Annotated in this window: 15 protein-coding genes and 1 tRNA gene; 14 read left to right on the top strand and 2 right to left on the bottom strand. The window is 67.6% G+C overall.

Features of this window, described 5'->3' with window-relative positions; all coding sequences use genetic code 11:
* The first annotated feature begins 84 nt into the window (after positions 1-84).
* Complete coding sequence (locus AB0J62_RS28790; RefSeq protein ID WP_363877572.1) at positions 85-909, top strand: hypothetical protein; 825 nt, start codon at positions 85-87, stop codon at positions 907-909.
* 3 nt (positions 910-912) lie between these two features.
* On the opposite strand, the gene AB0J62_RS28785 is transcribed toward AB0J62_RS28790, so the two are convergent.
* Positions 913-1,938, bottom strand: coding sequence for a 1-aminocyclopropane-1-carboxylate deaminase (locus tag AB0J62_RS28785; protein WP_363877569.1), 1,026 nt, complete (start codon positions 1,936-1,938; stop codon positions 913-915).
* 26 nt (positions 1,939-1,964) lie between these two features.
* Here AB0J62_RS28785 and AB0J62_RS28780 point away from each other — a divergent pair, with 26 nt between their 5' ends.
* Positions 1,965-2,747, top strand: coding sequence for a hypothetical protein (locus AB0J62_RS28780; RefSeq protein ID WP_363877567.1), 783 nt, complete (start codon positions 1,965-1,967; stop codon positions 2,745-2,747).
* Here the strand turns inward: AB0J62_RS28780 and AB0J62_RS28775 are convergent.
* Positions 2,684-3,514: an aminoglycoside phosphotransferase family protein gene (locus AB0J62_RS28775; RefSeq protein WP_363877565.1), complete on the bottom strand. Its 831-nt coding sequence runs from the start codon at positions 3,512-3,514 to the stop codon at positions 2,684-2,686. The two genes, AB0J62_RS28780 and AB0J62_RS28775, sit on opposite strands and share 64 nt — an antisense overlap.
* 249 nt (positions 3,515-3,763) lie before the next feature.
* Between AB0J62_RS28775 and gltB the strand changes: the two genes are divergently transcribed.
* The 12 genes from gltB to AB0J62_RS28715 all read left to right on the top strand — a co-directional run bounded on the left by gltB (position 3,764) and on the right by AB0J62_RS28715 (position 21,372).
* Complete coding sequence (gltB, locus tag AB0J62_RS28770; RefSeq protein WP_363877563.1) at positions 3,764-8,302, top strand: glutamate synthase large subunit; 4,539 nt, start codon at positions 3,764-3,766, stop codon at positions 8,300-8,302.
* Positions 8,302-9,768 (top strand): glutamate synthase subunit beta, encoded by a 1,467-nt coding sequence (locus AB0J62_RS28765; RefSeq protein WP_363877561.1) that lies wholly within the window; start codon positions 8,302-8,304, stop codon positions 9,766-9,768. The genes gltB and AB0J62_RS28765 overlap by 1 nt, the downstream gene beginning before the upstream one ends.
* 19 nt (positions 9,769-9,787) lie before the next feature.
* Positions 9,788-11,338: a metallophosphoesterase gene (locus AB0J62_RS28760; RefSeq protein ID WP_363877559.1), complete on the top strand. Its 1,551-nt coding sequence runs from the start codon at positions 9,788-9,790 to the stop codon at positions 11,336-11,338.
* Positions 11,339-11,437: 99 nt separating this feature from the next.
* On the top strand, positions 11,438-12,889 hold the full coding sequence (gene pyk / locus AB0J62_RS28755; RefSeq protein ID WP_363877557.1) for a pyruvate kinase: 1,452 nt from the start codon (positions 11,438-11,440) through the stop codon (positions 12,887-12,889).
* A 785-nt stretch (positions 12,890-13,674) separates the two neighbouring features.
* A tRNA-Leu gene (locus tag AB0J62_RS28750) sits at positions 13,675-13,757 on the top strand.
* A gap of 236 nt (positions 13,758-13,993) precedes the next feature.
* On the top strand, positions 13,994-14,566 hold the full coding sequence (locus AB0J62_RS28745; RefSeq protein WP_363877555.1) for a transcriptional regulator: 573 nt from the start codon (positions 13,994-13,996) through the stop codon (positions 14,564-14,566).
* Between the two features lie 18 nt (positions 14,567-14,584).
* A complete protein-coding gene (locus AB0J62_RS28740; RefSeq protein WP_134098654.1) occupies positions 14,585-15,166 on the top strand; it encodes a response regulator in 582 nt (193 codons plus the stop codon).
* Positions 15,167-15,345: 179 nt separating this feature from the next.
* Positions 15,346-16,587 (top strand): branched-chain amino acid ABC transporter substrate-binding protein, encoded by a 1,242-nt coding sequence (locus AB0J62_RS28735; RefSeq protein ID WP_363877552.1) that lies wholly within the window; start codon positions 15,346-15,348, stop codon positions 16,585-16,587.
* A gap of 84 nt (positions 16,588-16,671) precedes the next feature.
* Positions 16,672-17,988, top strand: a complete 1,317-nt coding sequence (locus tag AB0J62_RS28730; protein ID WP_363877549.1) for a branched-chain amino acid ABC transporter permease — start codon at positions 16,672-16,674, stop codon at positions 17,986-17,988.
* Positions 17,985-19,700 carry a branched-chain amino acid ABC transporter permease gene (locus AB0J62_RS28725; protein WP_363877547.1) on the top strand — a complete coding sequence of 572 codons (1,716 nt, stop codon included), beginning with the start codon at positions 17,985-17,987 and terminating at the stop codon, positions 19,698-19,700. Before AB0J62_RS28730 ends, AB0J62_RS28725 begins: the two co-directional genes overlap by 4 nt.
* The gene (locus AB0J62_RS28720; protein ID WP_363877545.1) at positions 19,697-20,659 is read left to right on the top strand and encodes an ABC transporter ATP-binding protein; all 963 of its coding nucleotides are present in this window, start codon (positions 19,697-19,699) and stop codon (positions 20,657-20,659) included. The genes AB0J62_RS28725 and AB0J62_RS28720 overlap by 4 nt, the downstream gene beginning before the upstream one ends.
* Positions 20,656-21,372 (top strand): ABC transporter ATP-binding protein, encoded by a 717-nt coding sequence (locus tag AB0J62_RS28715; protein WP_363877543.1) that lies wholly within the window; start codon positions 20,656-20,658, stop codon positions 21,370-21,372. Before AB0J62_RS28720 ends, AB0J62_RS28715 begins: the two co-directional genes overlap by 4 nt.
* Positions 21,373-21,376 lie beyond the last annotated feature (4 nt).

Genomic DNA, 21,376 nt, shown 5'->3' with positions numbered 1-21,376 from the left:
CGACGGCGGGGTATCGCCGGCGCTACCTGCGGAGTCGATCGAGAGTGATGGTTCGCACCCGACAGGTCCGCCTAAGTTGAGCGCATGAGCACCTTCCTCCGCCCGTGGCACGCGCTCGCCTGTGTCGCGGCCAGCGCGGCGGCGCTCGTCGTCGCTTTCGTGATGGCTCCGGCCCCGCTGGCGAGCACCCGGGCGACCACTGACCTCGCCAGCGAGGGGCAGCTCATCGCGACCTTCCGCAGCGCATTCGTCGGCTATTGGCATGCTGGCAACGCAGGCTTCGACTCCGACCTGCAGAGGATCGTCGACTACTGGTTCCGCTACCACGTCGCCAAGGCAGTACTCGGCGGGGCGTTGCTGGCGGTCTTCATCGTTCTCGCGGTGCTGAGCTGGCAGGCGTTCCTCCGGGTCGGCGGTCTTCGGGCCGCGGGTCTCGCGGTGAGCGGTGTCCTGGCCACAGCTCTCGCGGTGGTCTCGCTCGCGACTGTCATGGCCAACATCCATGGAATGGCGGCGCCGTTCGGCTCGCTGCTGCCGATGCTGTTCGGCGCCCCGAGCGCTTCGGGCGGCCCGCTGCCCGGCACGCTGGACCAGATCAGGCAGCAGTTGGCCACCGGGCAGCACTCGCCCGCTCTTGCAGTGATCACCGATGACTACGTCAAGTTCCACGCGGTGATGGCCGTCGAGGGCACGATCGTGGTCATCGTGCTCGTCGTTCTCACGGTCCTGTTGTGGCGCGGGTTCAGGCGGACGGATCGGGCCGAGCGGCGGTCCAGGCGACTGCAGGCGGCGTACGGCGTGTTCGTCCCGCTGTTGGCGCTGGCGCTGGCCGTCATCGTGCTGGCGAACGCGACCACTGCAGCCCATCCGCTACCCGGCCTGGAAGGCTTCTTCGCGGGCGGCTGGTGACTGTCAGGCGATCGGCTGGCTCTGGGTGAACAGCCCGCTGTATGCGTTCAGCGCGGGCTGCCCGCCGAGGTGGGCGTACAGGACGGTGGAGTCCTTGGGGATGTCGCCGTTCCGGATCAGGTCGATCAGGCCTGCCATCGACTTCCCCTCGTACACCGGGTCGATGATCATCCCCTCGAGCTGCCCGGTCAGCCGGATCGCGTCGAGCGTCGACTGCACGGGGATGCCGTACTCGTCCCCGGCCCAGCCCTCCAGCACCGTGATCTCGTCGTCCCGCAGTTCGCGGCCCAACCCGATCAGCGAAGCGGTCGCCCGGGCGATGCGCTCGACCTGATCACGCGTTTCCTGCAGTTTCGCGCTCGCGTCGATCCCGATCACCCGCCGCGGCCGGTCCTGCCCGGCGAACCCGGCGATCATCCCGGCATGCGTCGACCCGGTCACCGAGCACACCACGATCGTGTCGAAGAAGATCCCGAGCTCCCGCTCCTGCTGCTCTACCTCGTACGCCCACTGCGCGAACCCGAGTCCACCGAGCCGATGGTCCGAGGCGCCGGCCGGGATGGCGTACGGCGTACCGCCGCGTGCCCGCACATCCTCGAGAGCCTGCTTCCAGCTGTCCTTGAACCCGATCCCGAACCCGGCCGGATCGAGCCGCACCTCGGCGCCCATGATCCGGCTGAGCAGAATGTTGCCGACCCGGTCGTTGAGCGCATCCGGCCAGTCCACCCAGTTCTCCTGGACCAGCACCGCCTTCAGCCCCACCTTCGCGGCGACCGCGGCGACCTGGCGGGTGTGGTTCGACTGGTACCCGCCGATCGACACCAACGTGTCGGCTCCTTGCGCAAGCGCGTCCGGGATCATGTACTCGAGCTTCCGCGTCTTGTTCCCGCCGTACGCGAGCCCCGAGTTGCAGTCCTCCCGCTTGGCCCACACCTTCGCCCCACCCAAGTACGCCGACAACCGCTCGAGCGGATGCACCGGGCTGGGCCCGAACAACAACGGATACCTCGGAAATTCGCTCAGTGCCATGGCGTTCCTCCACTAGGGTCGGCGGGATGTTCCCCGGTGCGATCGACGTCCCCCCGGCTACTTACCTGGACCAGCTAGGCACCATCTTCACCCGCTTCCCCGCCCACGACTCCGGCAACATCTCGTTCGGCGTGCGGACCGCCGACACCCGGTACTTCGTCAAAACCGCCGGCGACCCCGCCGACCCCCAGCCGTTCCTCGACTTCGACGGCCGGGTGGCCCTCCTGCGCAACGCAGTCGAACTCGCGCGCTCGGTCGACCATCCCGCCCTGCCGACCATGCACGCGATGATCGAGTCGCCGGCCGGCCCGGTGCTCGTCTACGAATGGCGCGACGGCGAACTACTCGGCGCCTCCCGCGACCGCTTCAAGGCGCTCCCCACCGGGGAGATCCTCGCCGCCCTCAACACGCTGTACGACCTCCACGCCGCCCTCGACGCGGCCGGCTGGGTCGAAGGCGACTTCTACGACTCCTCGATGCTGTACGACTTCCCGGCCCAACGCCTGACGGTCATAGACCTCGACAGCTACCACCGCGGCCCGTTCGTCAACACGATGGGCCGCATGTTCGGCTCCAGCCGCTACATGGCTCCCGAGGAGCACGTCCTGGGCGCCCCCATCGACACCCGAACCACCGCCTACGTGATGGCACGCACGGCCCAGCTCCTCCTCAACACCCCGCCCCCACCCCTCCACGCCGTCCTCTCCGAAGCCACGACCAGCCGCTTCCCGACCTACCAGGCTTTTCACGAGGCGTGGCTGAGCGCCTCGTCGACGATCGGCGACAACCTGGTCAATCGTTCGACGTGATATCCAGGGTCCGGCTGCGTGAGTGCCCACGCGGCGCGTGATACGCCGGTGTACGCCGCCACCAGCGCGGCCCCACGCCGTACGTCGCCACCGTGGGCGGCGACCAACGCGTCCAGCGGGGTGTCGACCGCGAGCGCCAAATACCCGAGGTCGAACCCGGCGGGCCCTAACCCGAACTGCTCCCAATCGATTGCGACCACGTCATCGCCGTCCCGTCCGAGCAGGTTCACCGGATGCGCGTCTCCGTGCGTAGGCACCCGTGGAAGCCCGTCCAGCACGGCCAGCGCTGACTCGCGCCGTGCCCACAGCTCCTGAATCGCCGGCGAACTCAGGCCGGCCCGCTTCAGCGCATCCCACCCACCCCGCAGCTCCACGGTCCGCAGACGGTCCCGCAGTACGTCCCGAGCACCCCAGTCAGGCTCACCCACCGAAAGGCCCGCGAACCGCCCCAGAGCCCCTGCCAGCCCCTCTGCAGTCCAGGAGGCGGCAGGCGTGTAGGCCATCCGCAGCGTGATCCCCGCCGCGTCTCGATCCACACCCAAGCAGGCGGGCGCCCGAAGCCCCGGCGTACCGGCAACGATGCCGGACTCGGCGACCAGCGCCTGGCGCTCCCAGTAGGCGTGATGGCGTGGATCCTCGACGCCGGGCAGCAGGCGTTTGACCACCTGGCCGCCGGGAGTCAGCCAGACGCCGCCGGTGGCCTGTCCGGTGCCGGAGGTCAGCGGTTGCCAGTCGGAGGAGGGCTGCCAGGACAGCTGCCAGTACATGGGAACGGCCTATCAGGATCCGGCGATCTCGACAGGTGAATTTCAGGCCTCGTGGGTGGTTGTGCGGGCGGTGGGCTGGGAAGATAGGAGGCTAGTAGTGAGCGCTTGCTTACTGTGGGTCATCAAGGCGTTGCGCGGTGGACGGAAAGTCCATCTGGTGGGCGTCATGAGGTAGTCTCGGGACACCCGGCTTGGGCCAATGTTGTCCCGCGGCCAGTTGTTTGACCGTAGGACGACGGGAGCTCCTGGATGTATGGTCGCCCCCCCATCTTTGACCGGCACCGCCCCAGCGAGGGACTCTACGACGGGCAGCACGAGCATGATGCTTGTGGTGTTGCGTTCGTCGCGACCCTGACCGGTGAACCGAGCCACGACATCGTGGCCAAGGCCCTGACCGCGCTGCGCAATCTCGAGCATCGCGGTGCGTCCGGCGCAGAACCGGACTCCGGCGACGGCGCCGGCATCCTGCTGCAGGTCCCGGACGCCTTCTACCGCAAGGTGTGCGAGTTCGAGCTGCCCGCGCCGCACAGCTACGCGACCGGTATCGCGTTCCTGCCGGCCGATCCCGACGACGCCGCCAAGGCGATCAACCGGATCGAGGAGCTAGCCGCCGAGGAGCAGCTGAGTGTCGTCGGCTGGCGGGACATCCCGACCACGCCTGACCTGCTCGGCGCGACCGCGCGTTCGGTGATGCCGACGTTCAAGCAGCTGTTCGTCACCGCGAAGACCGGCCGGGTGCTCGGCCTGGCCCTGGAGCGGATGGCGTTCCGGCTGCGCAAGCGCGCCGAGAAGGAGACCGACACCTACTTCCCGTCGCTGTCCGGCCGGACCATCACCTACAAGGGGATGCTCACCACCGACCAGCTGGACAAGTTCTTTCCCGAGCTGACCGACCCCGATCTCGCCTCGGCGATCGGCATCGTGCACTCGCGGTTCTCGACGAACACGTTCCCGTCCTGGCCGCTGGCCCACCCGTACCGGTACATCGCCCACAACGGTGAGATCAACACCGTCCAGGGCAACCGGAACTGGATGCGCGCCCGCGAGGCTCTCCTCGCCAGCGACCTGATCCCGGGCGACCTCGAGCAGCTCTACCCGATCTGTACGCCGGGCGCCTCGGACTCCGCGTCCTTCGACGAGGTGCTCGAGCTCCTGCACCTCGGCGGCCGCTCGCTGCCGCACGCGATGCTGATGATGATCCCGGAGGCGTGGGAGAACGCCACCACGATGGATCCGAAGCGGCGCGCGTTCTACGAGTTCCACTCGACGCTGATGGAGCCGTGGGACGGCCCGGCGTCGGTGGTCTTCTCCGACGGCACCAAGGTCGGCGCGGTCCTGGACCGCAACGGCCTGCGCCCTTCGCGTTACTGGGTGACCGAGGACGGCCTGGTCGTCCTGGCCTCCGAGGCCGGCGTGCTCGACATCGACCCTGCCACCGTGACCGAGAAGGGCCGGCTCGAGCCGGGCCGGATCTTCCTGGTCGACGTCGACGCGCACCGGATCATCACCGACGCCGAGGTGAAGAACGCGCTCGCGACCGAGCACCCGTACGACGAATGGCTGCACGGCGGCCTGATCCGGTTCGAGGACCTGCACGAGCGCGAGCACGTCGTCCACAGCCACGCGTCGGTGACCCGGCGCCAGCAGGTCTTCGGGTACACCGAGGAGGAGCTGCGCCTCATCCTCACCCCGATGGCGAAGTCCGGCGCCGAGCCGATCGGCTCGATGGGCACCGACACGCCGATCGCGGTGCTGAGCGACCGGCCGCGGCTGCTGTTCGACTACTTCGCGCAGCTGTTCGCCCAGGTCACGAACCCGCCGCTGGACGCGATCCGCGAGGAGCTCGTCACCTCGCTGTCGTCGTCCCTGGGCCCGGAGTCGAACCTGCTGAGCCCGAGCCCGGCCTCCTGCCGGCAGGTGGTGATCCCGTTCCCGGTGATCACCAACGACGAGCTGGCCAAGCTCCGCCACATCAACCTCGACGGCGACATGCCCGGCCTGGCCACCACGGTCCTGCGCGGTGTGTACGACGTCGAAGGCGGTGGCGAGGCGCTCCGGACCCGCCTCGACGAGATCTGCGCCGAGGCCGACGCCGCGATCAGCGACGGCACCCGCATCCTGGTGCTGTCCGACCGGCACTCGAACGCCGACAGCGCGCCGATCCCGTCGCTGCTGCTGACCTCCGCGGTGCATCACCACCTGGTGCGGAAGAAGACCCGCACCCAGGTCGGTCTGGTCGTCGAGGCCGGTGACGTCCGCGAGGTGCACCACGTCGCGCTCCTGATGGGGTACGGCGCGGCCGCGATCAACCCGTATCTTGCGCTGGAATCGGTCGAGGACCTCTGCCGGCACGGCACCTACCTGCCGGGTATCGAGCCCGAGCAGGCTGTGCGCAACGTGGTGAAGTCGCTCGGCAAGGGCGTGCTCAAGGTCATGTCGAAGATGGGTGTCTCGACGGTCGCGTCGTACACCGGCGCCCAGATCTTCGAGGCGAACGGGCTGTCCCCGTTCCTGGTCGACATCTACTTCACCGGTACGTCGTCGAGGATCGGTGGCGTCGGCCTGGACACGATCGCCGAGGAGGTACGCCAGCGGCACCTGCGCGCGTACCCGGCGGACGGGATCCTGCCCGCGCACCGCAAGCTGGAGATCGGCGGCGAGTACCAGTGGCGCCGCGAGGGCGAGCCGCACCTGTTCGACCCGGACACGGTCTTCCGCCTGCAGCACAGCACCCGGACCGGCCGCTACGACATCTTCAAGCAGTACACGTCGCGGGTGAACGAGCAGTCCGAGCGGCTGATGACGCTGCGCGGTCTGTTCGGGTTCGGCAGCGACCGGGAGCCGATCCCGATCGACGAGGTCGAGCCTGTCAGCGAGATCGTCAAGCGGTTCTCCACCGGTGCGATGAGCTACGGCTCGATCAGCGCCGAGGCGCACCAGACGCTGGCGATCGCGATGAACCAGCTCGGCGGCAAGTCGAACACCGGTGAGGGCGGCGAGGACGCCGACCGGCTGTACGACCCGAGCCGGCGGAGCTCGATCAAGCAGGTCGCCTCGGGACGCTTCGGCGTCACCGCGGAGTACCTGACGAACTCCGACGACATCCAGATCAAGATGGCGCAGGGTGCGAAGCCCGGCGAGGGCGGGCAGCTGCCCGGCCCGAAGGTGTACCCGTGGGTGGCGAGCACCCGGCACTCGACGCCGGGTGTCGGCCTGATCTCGCCGCCTCCGCACCACGACATCTACTCGATCGAGGATCTGGCCCAGCTGATCCACGACCTGAAAAACGCGAACCCGGCGGCACGGATCCACGTGAAGCTGGTCTCCGAGGTCGGTGTCGGGACGATCGCCGCGGGTGTCTCCAAGGCCCACGCGGATGTCGTGCTGATCTCTGGCCACGATGGCGGGACCGGCGCGGCGCCGTTGACGTCGCTCAAGCACGCCGGTGGTCCGTGGGAGCTGGGTCTCGCCGAGACGCAGCAGACGCTGCTGCTGAACGGCTTGCGCGACCGCATCGTCGTACAGACCGACGGCCAGCTGAAGACCGGTCGGGACGTGATCATCGCGGCGCTGCTCGGCGCCGAGGAGTTCGGTTTCGCGACCGCGCCGCTGGTGGTGTCGGGCTGCATCATGATGCGGGTCTGCCACCTCGACACGTGCCCGGTCGGCGTCGCGACGCAGAACCCGGTACTGCGGGAGCGCTTCTCCGGCAAGCCTGAATTCGTCGTGAACTTCTTCGAGTTCATCGCCGAGGAAGTCCGGGAATACCTTGCAGAGTTGGGATTCCGGACTCTTGACGAGGCGATCGGGCACGCCGAGGTGCTGGACGTGCAGCGCGCGGTCGACCACTGGAAGGCGGACGGCCTCGACCTGGCGCCGATCCTGCACGTGCCGTCGCTGCCGGAAGGTGCGTCGCGGCACCAGGTCGTCGAGCAGAACCACGGCCTCGACAAGGCGCTGGACAACGAGCTGATCCGGATCTGTCAGCCCGCGTTGGAGAACGGCGAACCGGTCCGGGCGCAGCTCGCGATCCGGAACGTCAACCGCACCGTCGGCACCATGCTCGGCCACGAGATCACCAAGCGGTACCGCGCGGCCGGCCTGGCCGACGGGACGATCGATCTGACCTTCACCGGTTCGGCCGGCAACTCGTTCGCCGCCTTCGTGCCGAGCGGTGTCACCCTGCGACTCGAGGGTGACGCCAACGACTACGTCGGCAAGGGCCTGTCCGGCGGCCGCGTGGTCATCCGCCCGGACCGCCGCGCGCGGTTCGACGCGGCCGACCAGATCATCGCCGGCAACGTGATCGCGTACGGCGCGACGTCGGGTGAACTGTTCATCAGCGGTGGCGTCGGGCAACGGTTCTGCGTCCGGAACTCCGGTGCGACCGCGGTCGTCGAGTCGGTCGGCGACCACGCCTGCGAGTACATGACCGGCGGCCGCGTCGTCGTACTGGGCGCTGTCGGAAGGAACTTCGCGGCCGGCATGTCGGGCGGCGTGGCCCACGTGATCGACCTGGACCACACCCTGGTGAACCCGGAACTGGTGGATCTGCACCCGGTCACCACGGACGAGTCCGAACTGCTGCACGACCTGGTCCGCAGACACTTCGAGGAGACCGGATCGGAACGGGCGGCCAAGCTGCTCGCCGACTGGCCTGCCGCGGCCGCCAGGTTCACCACGGTGATGCCCCGCGACTATGCCCGGGTGCTGGCGGCCAAGGCGGCCGCCGAGCGCGACGGGCTGGACGAGGACGCCACCACGCGAGCGATGATGGAGGCCATCTGATGGCTGATCCCAAGGGATTCCTGACCACCCCGCGCGAGGTCGCCGACCGGCGGCCGGTGGAGGAACGCAAGCAGGACTGGAAAGAGGTCTACCCCGGTGGGCCCGGCAAGGCGCTGCTGCCGATCATCACCAAGCAGGCCGGCCGTTGTATGGACTGCGGTATCCCGTTCTGCCACAACGGCTGCCCGCTGGGCAACCTGATCCCGGAGTGGAACGACCTGGTCTGGCGCGACGATTGGTCGAGCGCGATCGAGCGGCTGCACGCGACCAACAACTTCCCGGAGTTCACCGGGCGGCTGTGCCCGGCGCCGTGCGAGACCGCCTGCGTGCTCGGCATCAACCAGGACCCGGTGACGATCAAGAACGTCGAGGTCGCGATCATCGACAAGGCCTGGGAGGCAGGCGACGTCCGGCCCCAGCCGCCGGAGTGGCTGACCGGCAAGACGATCGCGGTCGTCGGCTCCGGTCCGTCGGGTCTGGCCGCCGCGCAGCAGCTGACCCGCGCTGGGCACACGGTCGCGGTCTACGAGCGCGCCGATGCCCCGGGCGGCCTGCTGCGGTACGGCATCCCCGAGTTCAAGATGGAGAAGATCCAGGTCGACCGCCGGATCCAGCAGATGAAGGAGGAGGGCACGGTCTTCCGCTCCGGCGTGAACGTCGGCGTGGACGTGACCGGCACCCAGCTCAAGCAGCGGTACGACGCTGTCGTCATCGCGACCGGGTCCACCGCGGCCCGCGACCTGCCGGTGCCGGGTCGTGAGTACGGCGGCATCCACCAGGCGATGGAGTACCTGCCGCAGGCCAACCGGGTCGCGCTCGGGCAGACCGTCGACGACCAGATCGTTGCGACCGGCAAGGACGTGGTGATCATCGGCGGCGGCGACACCGGCGCCGACTGCCTGGGTACGGCACACCGGCAGGGCGCCCGGACGGTGACCCAGCTGGAGATCATGCCGCGCCCGGGCGACGACCGGCCGGACCACCAGCCGTGGCCGACGTACCCGATGATCTACCGGGTCGCCTCCGCGCACGAGGAGGGCGGCGACCGCGTGTACGCCGTCTCGACGGTGAACTTCGAGGCCGATGCCGAGGGCAACGTCTCGGGTCTGAAGCTGGTCGAGGTCGAGTTCTCCGAGGGCCGGTTCAACCCGGTCGAGGGGACCGAGCGGACGATCCCGGCGCAGCTCGTGCTGCTCGCGATGGGCTTCCTCGGCCCGGAGCGCGAGGGCTTCCTCGAGCAGCTCGGCGTCGAGCTCGACGAGCGCGGCAACGTCAAGCGGGACAAGGACTACCAGACCTCGGTCGCGGGCGTCTTCGCCTGCGGTGACGCCGGTCGCGGTCAGTCCCTGATCGTCTGGGCGATCGCCGAGGGCCGCTCCTGCGCCAACGGGGTGGACAGTCACCTCACCGGCTCGTCGACCCTCCCGACCCCGATCCCGCCGACAGCACGACCGCTCGCCGTGTGAGCTTCGCTAGGTTGTAGGTGTGTTCAAGCGGTTGGTGACAAGAGCGCGGCTCAGGGCGATAGCGCCGTGGGCCGCGCTCAGCTTGGTCTTCGTGGTGACGTCGGTCGTGGTGGGTCTGCTCGGCTTCGTGAACGACTCCGAGCGGGTCACGATCGGCGCGCACGCGGCGACGGTGTCGCCCACCTTCGACGGGTACGCGACGCTCGACCTCGGCGCCGTACTCCCGCGGCTGCGGATCCCGGCCGACACTCCGGGCAGCATCGGCGTCAACATCGACGTCCAGGAGACGGATGCCGACAACCTCACCGAGCTGCTCACCCGCGACACCCTGATCGCGTCTCAGCCCGACGGTGAAATCGGGCAGATCAAGCAGGTCATCCAGCAGATGGCCGTCGACAACGCGGTCGCCGGAGCCGGTACCGGTCTGCTGGTTGTCGTCGTGGTCGCGACGCTCTGGACGGCCCTCGGCGTACGCCGCCGGCGCGAGCTCTGGCACCTCGTCCACCGCCACGAACGCCGGTTCGAGCACCGCGCCATCGTCGTCCTGGTCGCGATGCTGATCACGATCGCCTCGATCTACGGACCCGGCCGGATGCGGCCGGCCGAAGTACCGCCGACGCACTGGCAGCCGTTGTTCAAGCTGCTGCCGGAGATGTCGTTCGACAACCGGCTGAAGAAGGTCGAGGTCGCGTCCGGGTTCTCGACCACCGGCGGCGTCGGGGTGATCCGGACGCTGGTCGAGACGTACCGGAAGTCCACCGAGCTGTACGGCCGGCTCAAGAACCGGGTCGCCGACGTCGCGCCGGAGATCCACCAGCCGAGCAAGGAGCAGACGGTCGCCCTGCTGGTGTCGGACCGGCACGACAACATCGGGATCGACGGATTCGCGTCCGAGGTGGCGAAGGCCGGCGGCGCCAAGCTGCTGATCGACGCCGGTGACGACACGTCGTCGGGACAGAGCTGGGAAGCGTTCAGCATCAACTCGCTGCGCCAGCACTTCAAGGACTTCAAGGTGGTCGCGGTGGCGGGCAACCACGACGCCGGCGGACACGTCGAGGAATTCATGCGCAAGGCCGGGTTCACCGTGCTCGACAGCAAGCCCGTCGAGGTCGAGGGGATCCGGTTCCTCGGCGACAGCGACCCGACCAAGACCGGGCTCGGCAGCGCGGACACCCCGGGGGACGAGACGATCGAGCACCAGTCGCAGCGGCTCGCGGACATCGCCTGCGACCAGCCGGAGGACAAGCCGATCTCGACGATGGTCGTGCACGACCCCTCGTCGTACGCAGCCACCGCCGAGCGCGGGTGTGCGTCGCTGTTGGTGTCCGGTCATTTGCACCGCCAGGTCGGTCCCACGACCAGGCCGGTCGGCGACCGCGAGGTCACGACGTACACGAACGGGACGACCGGGGGAGCGGCCTACGCGTTCGCGCTGGGCTACACGCTGCGGAAACCGGGTGAGGTCACCCTCATCACGTACCAGAAAGGGCTGCCGGTCGGTCTGCAGACGGTCACCGCGCAACCCAGCGGTGATGTGACGGTCGGGCCCTACAACCCCTTGAGTTCTTGACGATTCAGGCTCTGCCGACGATTGCCATCAGGTGTTAACCGTCCAGTAACGGGGGTGGACCAGCGGGGGCAGTGGTTTGCAGGAGTAGGGTTTTGTGACGTGCGTCGCGCAAAGATCGTTTGTACGCTCGGCCCGGCTACGGCCGCCCCGGAGCGCATCACGGAACTCGTCCAAGCAGGTATGGACGTCGCAAGGCTCAACCTGAGCCATGGGGCCCATGCCGAGCATGAGCGTATCTACCAGCGGATCCGCACCGCTGCGGCGGAGACCGGGAGCAACGTCGGCATCCTGGTCGACCTGCAGGGCCCGAAGATCCGGCTGGCCGAGTTCGCCGAGGGCAAGGCAACGCTGACCTACGGCGAACGCTTCACGATCACCACCCGGGAGGTGCCGGGCGATCAGACCATCTGCGGGACGACGTACGACGGCCTCCCGCGTGACGTGCGGCCGGGTGACCAGCTGCTGATCGACGACGGCCGGATCGCGCTGGTGGCCGAGGAGGTGAGCGAGACCGACGTGGTCTGCCGGGTCACCGTCGGCGGGCCGGTGTCGAACCACAAGGGCATCAACCTGCCAGGTGTCGCGGTCAGCGTGCCGGCGATGTCCGAGAAGGACGTCGAGGACCTGCGCTGGGCGCTGCACCTGCCGGCCGACATGATCGCGCTGTCGTTCGTGCGGGACGCGGCCGACATCCAGCTCGTGCACAAGATCATGGACGAGGAGGGGCTGCGGCTCCCGGTCATCGCCAAGATCGAGAAGCCGCAGGCGGTCGCCAACCTGGACGAGATCATCGAGGCGTTCGACGGGTTCATGGTGGCCCGCGGCGACCTCGGCGTGGAGCTCCCGCTCGAGGAGGTCCCGCTGGTCCAGAAGCTGATCATCGACCAGGCCCGGCTGAACGCGAAGCCGGTCATCGTCGCCACCCAGATGCTCGAGTCGATGATCTCCGCGCCACGCCCGACGCGGGCGGAGGCCTCCGACGTCGCGAACGCCGTACTCGACGGTGCGGACGCGGTCATGCTGTCCGGCGAGACCAGCGTCGGCCGGTTCCCGATCGAGACCGTCAAGACGATGGCGCGGATCGTGGAGTCCACCGAGGAGCACGGTCTCAGCCGCGTCCAGGCGATCGAGTGGGAGCCGAAGACCAAGGGCGGTGTGATCGCCCGGGCCGCCGCGGATGTCGCCGAGCGACTGGACGCGAAGTACCTGATCGCGTTCACGCAGTCGGGTGACACGGCGCTGCGGCTGGCGCGGTACCGCACCGAAGTGCCGCTGCTCGCCTTCACCCCGGTCCCGTCGGTCAGCTCCTGGCTGAGCGTCGTGTGGGGCATCGAGACGTACATCGTCCCGACCGTCGAACACACCGACGAAATGGTCCGCCAAGTAGACCAGCGCCTACTGGAACTCGGCAAGCTCCAGAAGGGCGACCTGGTCGTCATCGTCGCCGGCTCCCCACCCAGCATCCCCGGCTCCACCAACGCCCTCCGAGTCCACCGCATGGGCGACGCCATCGAAGGAATAGCCCCCGCCTACCGCAGCCAAAACCCGTAGGACTCCGAGCAGGAACAAGCACAAAAGCAAAGAAGAACTAGAGATGTAGCTGGGGCGGACGGTCAACTGACCGTCCGCCCCAACGCATGCAGGACAAGAACAAAGACAGAGATCTATGAAATGCCCGGCCTGGGCGTCAGCTGACCGTTGGTTCGGCTCGTCAGGGAAAGAGCAAGGGCGAAGAGCAGAGATTGAGAAGTGGCTGGCTTGGCCGGGCGGCCGTCAGTTCGCAGGGCTCATGAAGAGCAGAGGTCTGAGAAGTGGCTGGCTTGAGTGGGCGGCTGGCGGCTCGGTGGGGGCTTGTGCAGGGAAAGAGCAAGCGCGAAGAACAGAGATTGAGACGTGGCTGGCTTGGGTGGGCCGGCTGGCGGCTCGGTAGGGCTCATGCAGAGCAAGAGCAGGGATGGAGAAGTGGCTGGTCTGAGCGGCCGGCTCATAGCTCGGTGGGGCTCGTGCAGGGAAAGAGCAAGGGCGAAGAGCCGAGATTTGAGATGTGGTCGGCTCCGGCGAGGAGCTGACGGATTGCCGGGGGCGCGAGGTACAGGCAAGACGGGTGAACGACGCGCCAGGAGATCAGGCTAGGCGGTTGGTTGCTGCACGGCTGGTTGAGTCGGTGGTGGTCCAGTCGGGCATAGGCCGGGGGGTGGTTGGTCGGGCCGCCGGTGGTGGATTGCAGGGCCGGTGATTGCCGAGTGTGGTGATGGGGTGGGCTGTAGCGGGGTCGGCGTGGGCGAGCCCGATGCGGAAAACAGGCCGGGGAACCGCTACAGTTTTCCTGCAGCCTTGCCGGGTTGGTGGAATGGCAGACACGATGGACTCAAAATCCATTGCTCGCAAGGGCGTGTGGGTTCGAATCCCACACCCGGCACAAACTGTCGGTGGTCTTCGCGACGATGTGGCATGGCTCACTTCAGGTCGCGGGAGACGGTCGAGTCGGCGTTGCGGATGTCTGACGCCGGTGTGCCTGATCGCGTGAACGCGGAGATCCACGGTGTCGCGTTGCGGACCATTCGGACCTGGCGGCGGCGATATCAAGTGGAAGGCCGGGCTCGCGGGGCTTGGGGCTATCCCGCGACGCCTTGCCCGCGCTGTGACGGGGCGGAGTTGGACGAAGCGGCATACGCGCTGTTGCTCGGGTGGTACCTCGGGGACGGATCAATCGCACGTGCCCGTCGAGGTGTGTTCACCCTACAGATCGTCAACGACGAGCGTTATACAGAGCTCAACCGAGAGATTGCCGAGACCATCCGGCGCGTGAAGCCGACTGCGAGTCCTTGTATGCGCGGAGGCGGTGGCGCGATTCGGGTCGAGGCGCGGTGGAACCACTGGCCGTGTGTGTTTCCGCAGCACGGTTCTGGCAGGAAGCATCTGCGGAAGATCGAGCTCGAGGAGTGGCAGCGGGAGATAGTTGCCAAGTACCCCGAACAGCTCGTGCGTGGGCTGTTCCACTCGGACGGTTGCCGGGTGGTGAACTGGGCGAGCAAGCCGGGACGGGAGAAGCGCTACTACTACGTCCGTTACCAGTTCTCGAACCAGTCCGACGATATCCGGAAGATTCTGACTGACGCGCTGGACCTGCTGGGCATTGCTTGGCGGCAGTCGCGCAGAGACACCATCGCGGTCAGCAGGAAGGATGCCGTGGCGGTGTTGGACGGGTTCGTGGGGGTTAAGGGGTGAGGTCGCTAAGGTGTGGGCGTGACTGCTAAGCGTGTGGTGATCGCTGAGGACGAGGCTCTGATTCGGATGGATCTGGCTGAGATGCTCGCGGAAGAGGGGTATGACGTCGTCGGGCAGGCGGGGGACGGGGAAGAGGCGATCCGGCTGGCCGAGGAGCAGCGGCCGGATCTGGTGATTCTCGATGTGAAGATGCCCAAGCTGGACGGGTTGAGTGCGGCGGAGAAGATCGCGGGGGAGCGGATCGCGCCGGTGCTGATGCTGACCGCGTTCTCGCAGCGGGAGCTGGTCGAGCGGGCGCGGGACGCCGGCGCGATGGCGTACCTGGTGAAACCGTTCTCCAAGGCCGACCTGCTGCCCGCGATCGAGATCGCCGCGTCCCGGTACGTCGAGCTCGCCGAGCTGGAGCGCGAGGTCGCGGACCTGGCCGAGCGGCTGGAGACCCGCAAGCTGGTCGACCGGGCCAAGTCGATCCTGCAGACCAAGTTCGGGTTGTCCGAGCCGGACTCGTTCCGGTGGATCCAGAAAACCGCAATGGACAAAAGAGTTTCGATGCGTCAGGTCGCGCAGTTGGTCGTTGACGAGGCTGGCAGTAGCGATTGAATCACTCTCCGCTCAACGGGCTGAGCGGTGGTACAGCACCATTCGAACTCATGCTGCTTACCGCTGTAACGACCTCACAACACACGCTCTGTCACATCGCCTGAAGAGCCACGCGAGGTCTAACCTGCGGATGCTCGCGGCAAACGCGGGAGTCCGGGGATTTGCCGGACTATCCAGACATGGGAGGAACAGTGCACCAGCGTTCCGTAGTAAGGGTCGGCGCGTCGCTGATCGTTGCGTCGTTGGCCCTGACTGCCTGCGGCTCACGCAGTGGCAACGACTCCGGGGGGAGCTCCGGGGGTTCGACGAAGACAGCCAAGATCGGCGTCATCGCGCCGCTGTCCGGAGACTTGTCGGCCCTGGGTCTGGGTATCCAGCACTCCGTCGAGCTGGCCGTGAAGCAGGCCAACGACTCCAACGCGATTCCGGGCTGGAAGCTCGAGGTCGTGCCGAAGGACGACGAGGCCAAGCCGGACCCGGGTAAGAACGCGGCCACCGCGCTTGCCGGTGACAACGACGTGATCGGCGTCGTCGGCACGCTGAACACCAGCGTCAGCCAGCAGGTCCAGCCGGTTCTCGCCTCGGCGAAGATCGTCCAGGTCTCGCCGGCCAACACCGGCCCGGGCCTGACCCAGGGCGCCAACTGGCAGACCGACCCGAAGCGGCCGTACCCGACGTACTTCCGCACCTGCACCACCGACGCGGTGCAGGGTCCGTTCGCGGCCCGGTACCTGTACGAGACGGCCAAGATCACCAAGGTCGCCACGATCCACGACAAGAAGGCCTACGGTCAGGGCCTGGTCGGCACCTTCACCGAGGAGTTCAAGAAGCTTGGTGGTCAGGTCGTCGCGGCCCAGACCATCAACCCGGACGACTCGAACTACCAGGCCGTGATCTCGTCGATCAAGCCGTCCGGCCCGCAGGCGGTCTACTACGGTGGTGAGTACCCGCAGGCCGGTCCGCTCTCGCAGCAGATGAAGGCCGCCGGTCTGAACGTCCCGCTGATGGGCGGCGACGGCATCTACGACCCGAAGTACATCACCCTGGCCGGTAAGACCAGCGACAACGACCTGGCCACCTCGGTCGGTGCGCCGGTCGACACGCTGGAGTCGGCGAAGAAGTTCGTCTCCGACTACAACGCGGCGGGCTACAAGGACCCGTACGCGGCGTACGGCGGTTACTCCTTCGACGCGGCGAACGCGATCATCGCGGCGCTGAAGACCTCGCTGAAGGACGCCAAGGACGTCGAGTCCGCGCGTCAGGCGACGGTCGACGCGATGAGCAAGGTCTCGTTCGACGGCGTGACCGGCAAGGTCTCCTTCGACCAGTACGGCGACACCACCTCGAAGGTGCTCACCGTCTACAAGGTTGCCGGTGGCAAGTGGACCACCGTCGAGACCAAGGCGTTCGAAGACAAGTAAGCGAAGTCGACCTCATGTCTCGGGGGTGGGAGCGATCCTCCCACCCCCGTGGCGTGTCATAACTGAGGCAGATGGGAGGTCGACGTGGACCAGTTCTTCCAGCAGCTCGTCAACGGGCTGACCTTGGGCTCGCTGTACGCCTTGATCGCGGTGGGTTACACCGTCGTCTACGGCATCGTGCAGCTCATCAACTTCGCCCACGGCGAGGTCTTCATGATCGGCGCGTTCGGCGCGCTGACCACGTACTTGTTGTTCTTCAACGGTCACACCGGCGTGTGGATCCTGCCGGTCATGATCATCGGAGCGATGATCGCGTCGGTCGGCACCGCGGTGTCGATGGAACGTGTCGCGTACCGTCCCCTGCGGAACGCGCCACGCCTGGCGCCGCTGATCACCGCCATCGGTATCTCGGTGTTCCTGCAGGAGTTCATCCGCCTGTTCTACGAGCGTCCGGGCTGGACCGTGGTGGTGTTCGCCGGTCTGGCGGTCGCCATCGGGTACGTCGTCGGTTCGCGGCTGGCCAAGGTCAACCTGAACCACCCGGTGTCCAAGTGGAACGACCGGGCCCCGCTGCTCGGCGCCGCGGTCGGCGCGGTCGTGGTGTGGATCGTCGTACGGCTGATCAACCCCGACGTCTCGGCGCTGTACGTCGTCGCCGCGATCGTCGGCGGCGCTGTCATCGGTACGGCGGCCGGCGTACTGGCCGGTCTGGCCGCTAAGAAGGGCGCGCGGGTCCAGATCGGCGTGCAGGCCGTGGCTGCCACGGCAGTCGCGTCGGCGCTGGCCGCGGAGATCGGCTGGATCATCTTCAAGGAGCTGATCAACAAGGTCGAGTGGCCGAGCGCGAAGCAGCGCATCCCGTTCCCGCAGCTCGACGTGGTGACGGGTAGCGCGTTGCAGGTCGGCGGCGTGACCATCCAGCGGTCCGCGATCTTCACGGTCGCGGCGCTCGTGGTCTGCGCCGGACTGCTGTGGTTCTTCATCAACCGGACCCGGCTCGGCCGCGGTATGCAGGCCGTGTCGCAGGATCCGGACACGGCTCGGTTGATGGGTATCAACGTCGACCGGATCATCGTGGTCGCGTTCGCCCTCGGTGCGGTGCTCGCGGCGATCGCGGGCGTCTCGCAGGGCCTGCAGAACAACAACATCGACTTCCGGATGGGCTTCCTCGCCGGTCTGAAGGCGTTCACCGCGGCGGTCCTCGGCGGTATCGGCAACGTGTACGGCGCCGTCGTCGGCGGTCTCGTGCTCGGTGTGGTCGAGGCGATGGCCACGCAGTACATCCCGGGCCAGTTCGGCGGGAGTACCTGGAAGGACGTGTGGGCCTTCGTCATCCTGATTCTGGTTCTGGTCTTCAGGCCGCAGGGCCTGCTCGGCGCGAGGGTGGTGGACCGCGCATGACGGATGTGAAAACTCCGGTGCCGGAGGCAACGGAAGCGCCGGCCGCCGGGCCGGGCAACCCGATCGCGTGGCCGATGGGCCTGGCCGGTGTGGTGCTGCTGATCGCCGGATCGTTCCTGTCCTGGAGCTACGACGGCCAGATCCTGAACGACCTGTCGATCAACTTCTACCCGGGCGGCCTGCAGATCCTCACGATCATCGGCGCGGTGCTCGCGCTGGTGCTGCTGCTGGCAGAGAAGGGTCCGCTGACCAGGCTGGGTGCGTGGCTGGACGCCACGCTCGGCATCCGGACCCTCGGTGCCGGTCTGTCGCTCTACATGGTGCTGATCCTGGTTGCGATCGGCACCGAGTCCGACGGCCTGATCAACGTCAACCCCGGCGCGTACATCTCGCTCGTGGGTGCCCTGCTGATCGCGGTCTCGGGCTGGTTGCTGCCGTTGCGGCAGCTGCGGGACCTGAGTGAGGCCAGGCTGCCGGGCTGGGCGGAGATCCTGCTGATCGCGGTGCTGATGGCCGCGGTGCTGTTCGCCGCGGCGTACGCGCTCGGCCTGCAGGACGCCTGGTCGTTCATCCTGTGTCTGGTGTTCATCGCCGTGGTGGCGACGGCGCTGTTCCGCACCGGTGCGATGAGCTTCGTCGGACACGTCGGGCAGCGGCACAAAAATGTGCTGACGCTGGCCGCGTTCGTGGTGGCGTTCCTGTTCCCGTTCACGCAGAACGGGTCGGACGCGAACATGTCGATCGCGAACCAGGTGCTGATCTTCGGCGCGACCGCGATGGGTCTGAACATCGTGGTCGGTCTGGCCGGCCTGCTCGACCTCGGGTACATCGCGTTCCTCGGGGCCGGCTCCTACACGGCCGCGGTGCTGTCGAACTCGGCGTTCGCCACCGTCGGGTGGAAGCCGCCGTTCCTGGTCGTGATGCTGGTCGGCGCAGCCGTCTCCGCGACGCTGGGCCTCATCATCGGTACGCCGACGCTGCGGGTCTCGGGTGACTACCTGGCCATCGTGACGCTCGGCTTCGGTGAGATCTTCCGGTTCTCGATGGGCAACCTGGACGGCAACAACGGGCCGAACCTGACCAACGGGCCGAACGGCATCCCGGGCATCCCGGACCTGCAGATCGGCGGGTTCAACTTCGGTGACGAGCATGCGATCGCCGGCATCGAGCTGGGCCGCTTCTCGAACTACTACTTCCTCCTGCTGATCCTGATCGGCTTCGTCATCCTGGTCTTCGCCCGGCTGAACAACAGCCGGATCGGCCGTGGCTGGGTGGCGATCCGGGAGGACGAGAAGGCCGCCGAGGCGATGGGCGTGAACGTGTTCGGGCTGAAGCTGCTCGCGTTCGCGGTCGGCGCGTTCCTGGCCGGTCTGGCCGGCACGATCAAGGCTCATCAGGACGCCGCGGTCAGCCCGGACCAGTACCAGTTCATCGAGTCGGCGTTCCTGCTCGCCGCGATCGTGCTCGGCGGTATGGGCACCATCGCCGGTGTGTTGCTGGGAGCAACGATCCTGAAACTGCTGCCGGAGAAGCTGCGGTTCTTCTCGGAGTACCGGCTGCTGATGTTCGGGTTGCTGCTGGTGCTGATGATGCGGTTCCGGCCGGAGGGTCTGGTCGCGAGCAGACGAAGGCAGCTCGAGTTCCACGAGGAGAACGAAGAGCTGGCCGTCGAGATAGAAGAGGAACGTCTGGCCGTCGGGGAGGCGAAATGACAGTGACCGAGTCCCGGCCCGAGGCCTCGCGGTCGATCGGCGAGCCGGTCCTGGAAGCCTCCGGTGTGACCATGCGGTTCGGTGGTCTGCTGGCGGTGAACGACGTGAACCTGACCGTTCGCGAGGGTGAGATCGTCGGTCTGATCGGCCCGAACGGCGCCGGCAAGACGACATTCTTCAACTGCCTCACCGGCCTCTACAAGCCGACCAGCGGTGAGGTCCGGTTCGCCGGCGTACCGCGGAAGGCGCCGAAGGCGGTCCGGCCCAAGAAGGGCCAGACCGTCGACGCCGTACCGGTACAGACGCTCGCGCCACTGTCGCCGTTGCCACCCAAGCCGCGGGCGGTCGTCCGGGCCGGGATGGCGCGGACGTTCCAGAACATCCGGCTGTTCGCGAACATGACCGCGCTGGAGAACGTGATGGTCGGGCGATACTGCCGGACCAGCGCCGGTGCGCTCACCTCGGTGGTGCGCGGGCCGAAGTTCCGGCGCGAGGAGGAGGCGACGCGGGCCCGGGCGCAGGAGCTGCTCGAGTTCGTCGGCCTCGGCCGGTCGACCGAGCACCTGGCCCGGAACATGCCGTACGGCGACCAGCGCCGGCTCGAGATCGCGCGGGCGCTGGCCACCGACCCGAAGCTCATCCTGCTGGACGAGCCGACGGCCGGTATGAACCCGCAGGAGACCCGGCAGGCGATGGACCTGATCTTCAAGATCCGGGACTCCGGGCTGTCGGTCGTGGTGATCGAGCACGACATGCGGTTCATCTTCAACCTGTGCGACCGGGTGCTGTGTCTGGTCCAGGGACAGGCCCTGATCGAGGGCACCCCGGACCAGGTGCAGTCCGACCCGCGGGTGATCGAGGCCTACATCGGCACCGGCGAGGACGACGAGGACGACGTCGAGGTCGAGGACGCCCACGTCCAGGACACCACCGTCGCGGACGAGGAGGGTCGATCGTGAGTGCGATGCTCGAGGTCAAGGACCTGGAAGTTGCCTACGGCAAGATCCTTGCGGTGAAGAAGATCAGCTTCAGCGTGGAGCAGGGGCAGGTGGTGTCGCTGATCGGCACCAACGGCGCCGGCAAGACCACCACGCTGAAGACGATCTCGGGTCTGCTCCGGCCGACCGCCGGCGAGATCTGGTTCCAGGGCGAGCGGATCGACCACGTGGCGGCGCACGACATCGTCACCAGGGGTCTGGCCCACTCGCCCGAAGGCCGGCGGATCTTCCCGCGGCTGTCGGTCGAGGAGAACCTGATGCTCGGCGCGTTCTCGCGCCGGGACCCGGGCGGGGTACGGACCGACCTGGAGTCGGCGTACGAGCTGTTCCCGATCCTGGGGGAGCGGCGCAAGCAGCCGGCCGGCACGTTCTCCGGTGGTGAGCAGCAGATGCTGGCGATGGGCCGGGCGATGATGAGCCGGCCGAAGCTGCTGATGCTGGACGAGCCGTCGATGGGGCTGTCGCCGATCATGATGAAGCGGATCATGTCCACGGTGACAGAGCTGCAGCGGCAGGGGACGACGATCCTGCTGGTCGAGCAGAACGCGCAGGCCGCGCTGAAGCGGGCCGACTTCGGCTACGTGCTCGAGGTCGGGAAGATCGTGCTGTCGGGTTCCGGCAGCGATCTATTGGTGAACGACTCGGTCCGTAAGGCCTATCTCGGCGAGGACTGAGCGG

The organism is Kribbella sp. NPDC049584 (assembly GCF_040675555.1).
Classification (GTDB): Bacteria; Actinomycetota; Actinomycetes; order Propionibacteriales; family Kribbellaceae; genus Kribbella.
The sequence above is the reverse complement of the archived record's forward strand: the minus strand, read 5'-3'. Positions and strand labels throughout refer to the sequence as shown.

Excerpts from the sequence above, each read along its gene's own strand:
- AB0J62_RS28790 (WP_363877572.1), top strand. The coding sequence starts at position 85 with ATGAGCACCTTCCTCCGCCCGTGGCACGCGCTCGCCTGTGTCGCGGCC.
- AB0J62_RS28785 (WP_363877569.1), bottom strand. The coding sequence starts at position 1,938 with ATGGCACTGAGCGAATTTCCGAGGTATCCGTTGTTGTTCGGGCCCAGC.
- AB0J62_RS28780 (WP_363877567.1), top strand. The coding sequence starts at position 1,965 with ATGTTCCCCGGTGCGATCGACGTCCCCCCGGCTACTTACCTGGACCAG.
- AB0J62_RS28775 (WP_363877565.1), bottom strand. The coding sequence starts at position 3,514 with ATGTACTGGCAGCTGTCCTGGCAGCCCTCCTCCGACTGGCAACCGCTG.
- gltB (WP_363877563.1), top strand. The coding sequence starts at position 3,764 with ATGTATGGTCGCCCCCCCATCTTTGACCGGCACCGCCCCAGCGAGGGA.
- AB0J62_RS28765 (WP_363877561.1), top strand. The coding sequence starts at position 8,302 with ATGGCTGATCCCAAGGGATTCCTGACCACCCCGCGCGAGGTCGCCGAC.
- AB0J62_RS28735 (WP_363877552.1), top strand. The coding sequence starts at position 15,346 with ATGGGAGGAACAGTGCACCAGCGTTCCGTAGTAAGGGTCGGCGCGTCG.
- AB0J62_RS28725 (WP_363877547.1), top strand. The coding sequence starts at position 17,985 with ATGACGGATGTGAAAACTCCGGTGCCGGAGGCAACGGAAGCGCCGGCC.
- AB0J62_RS28720 (WP_363877545.1), top strand. The coding sequence starts at position 19,697 with ATGACAGTGACCGAGTCCCGGCCCGAGGCCTCGCGGTCGATCGGCGAG.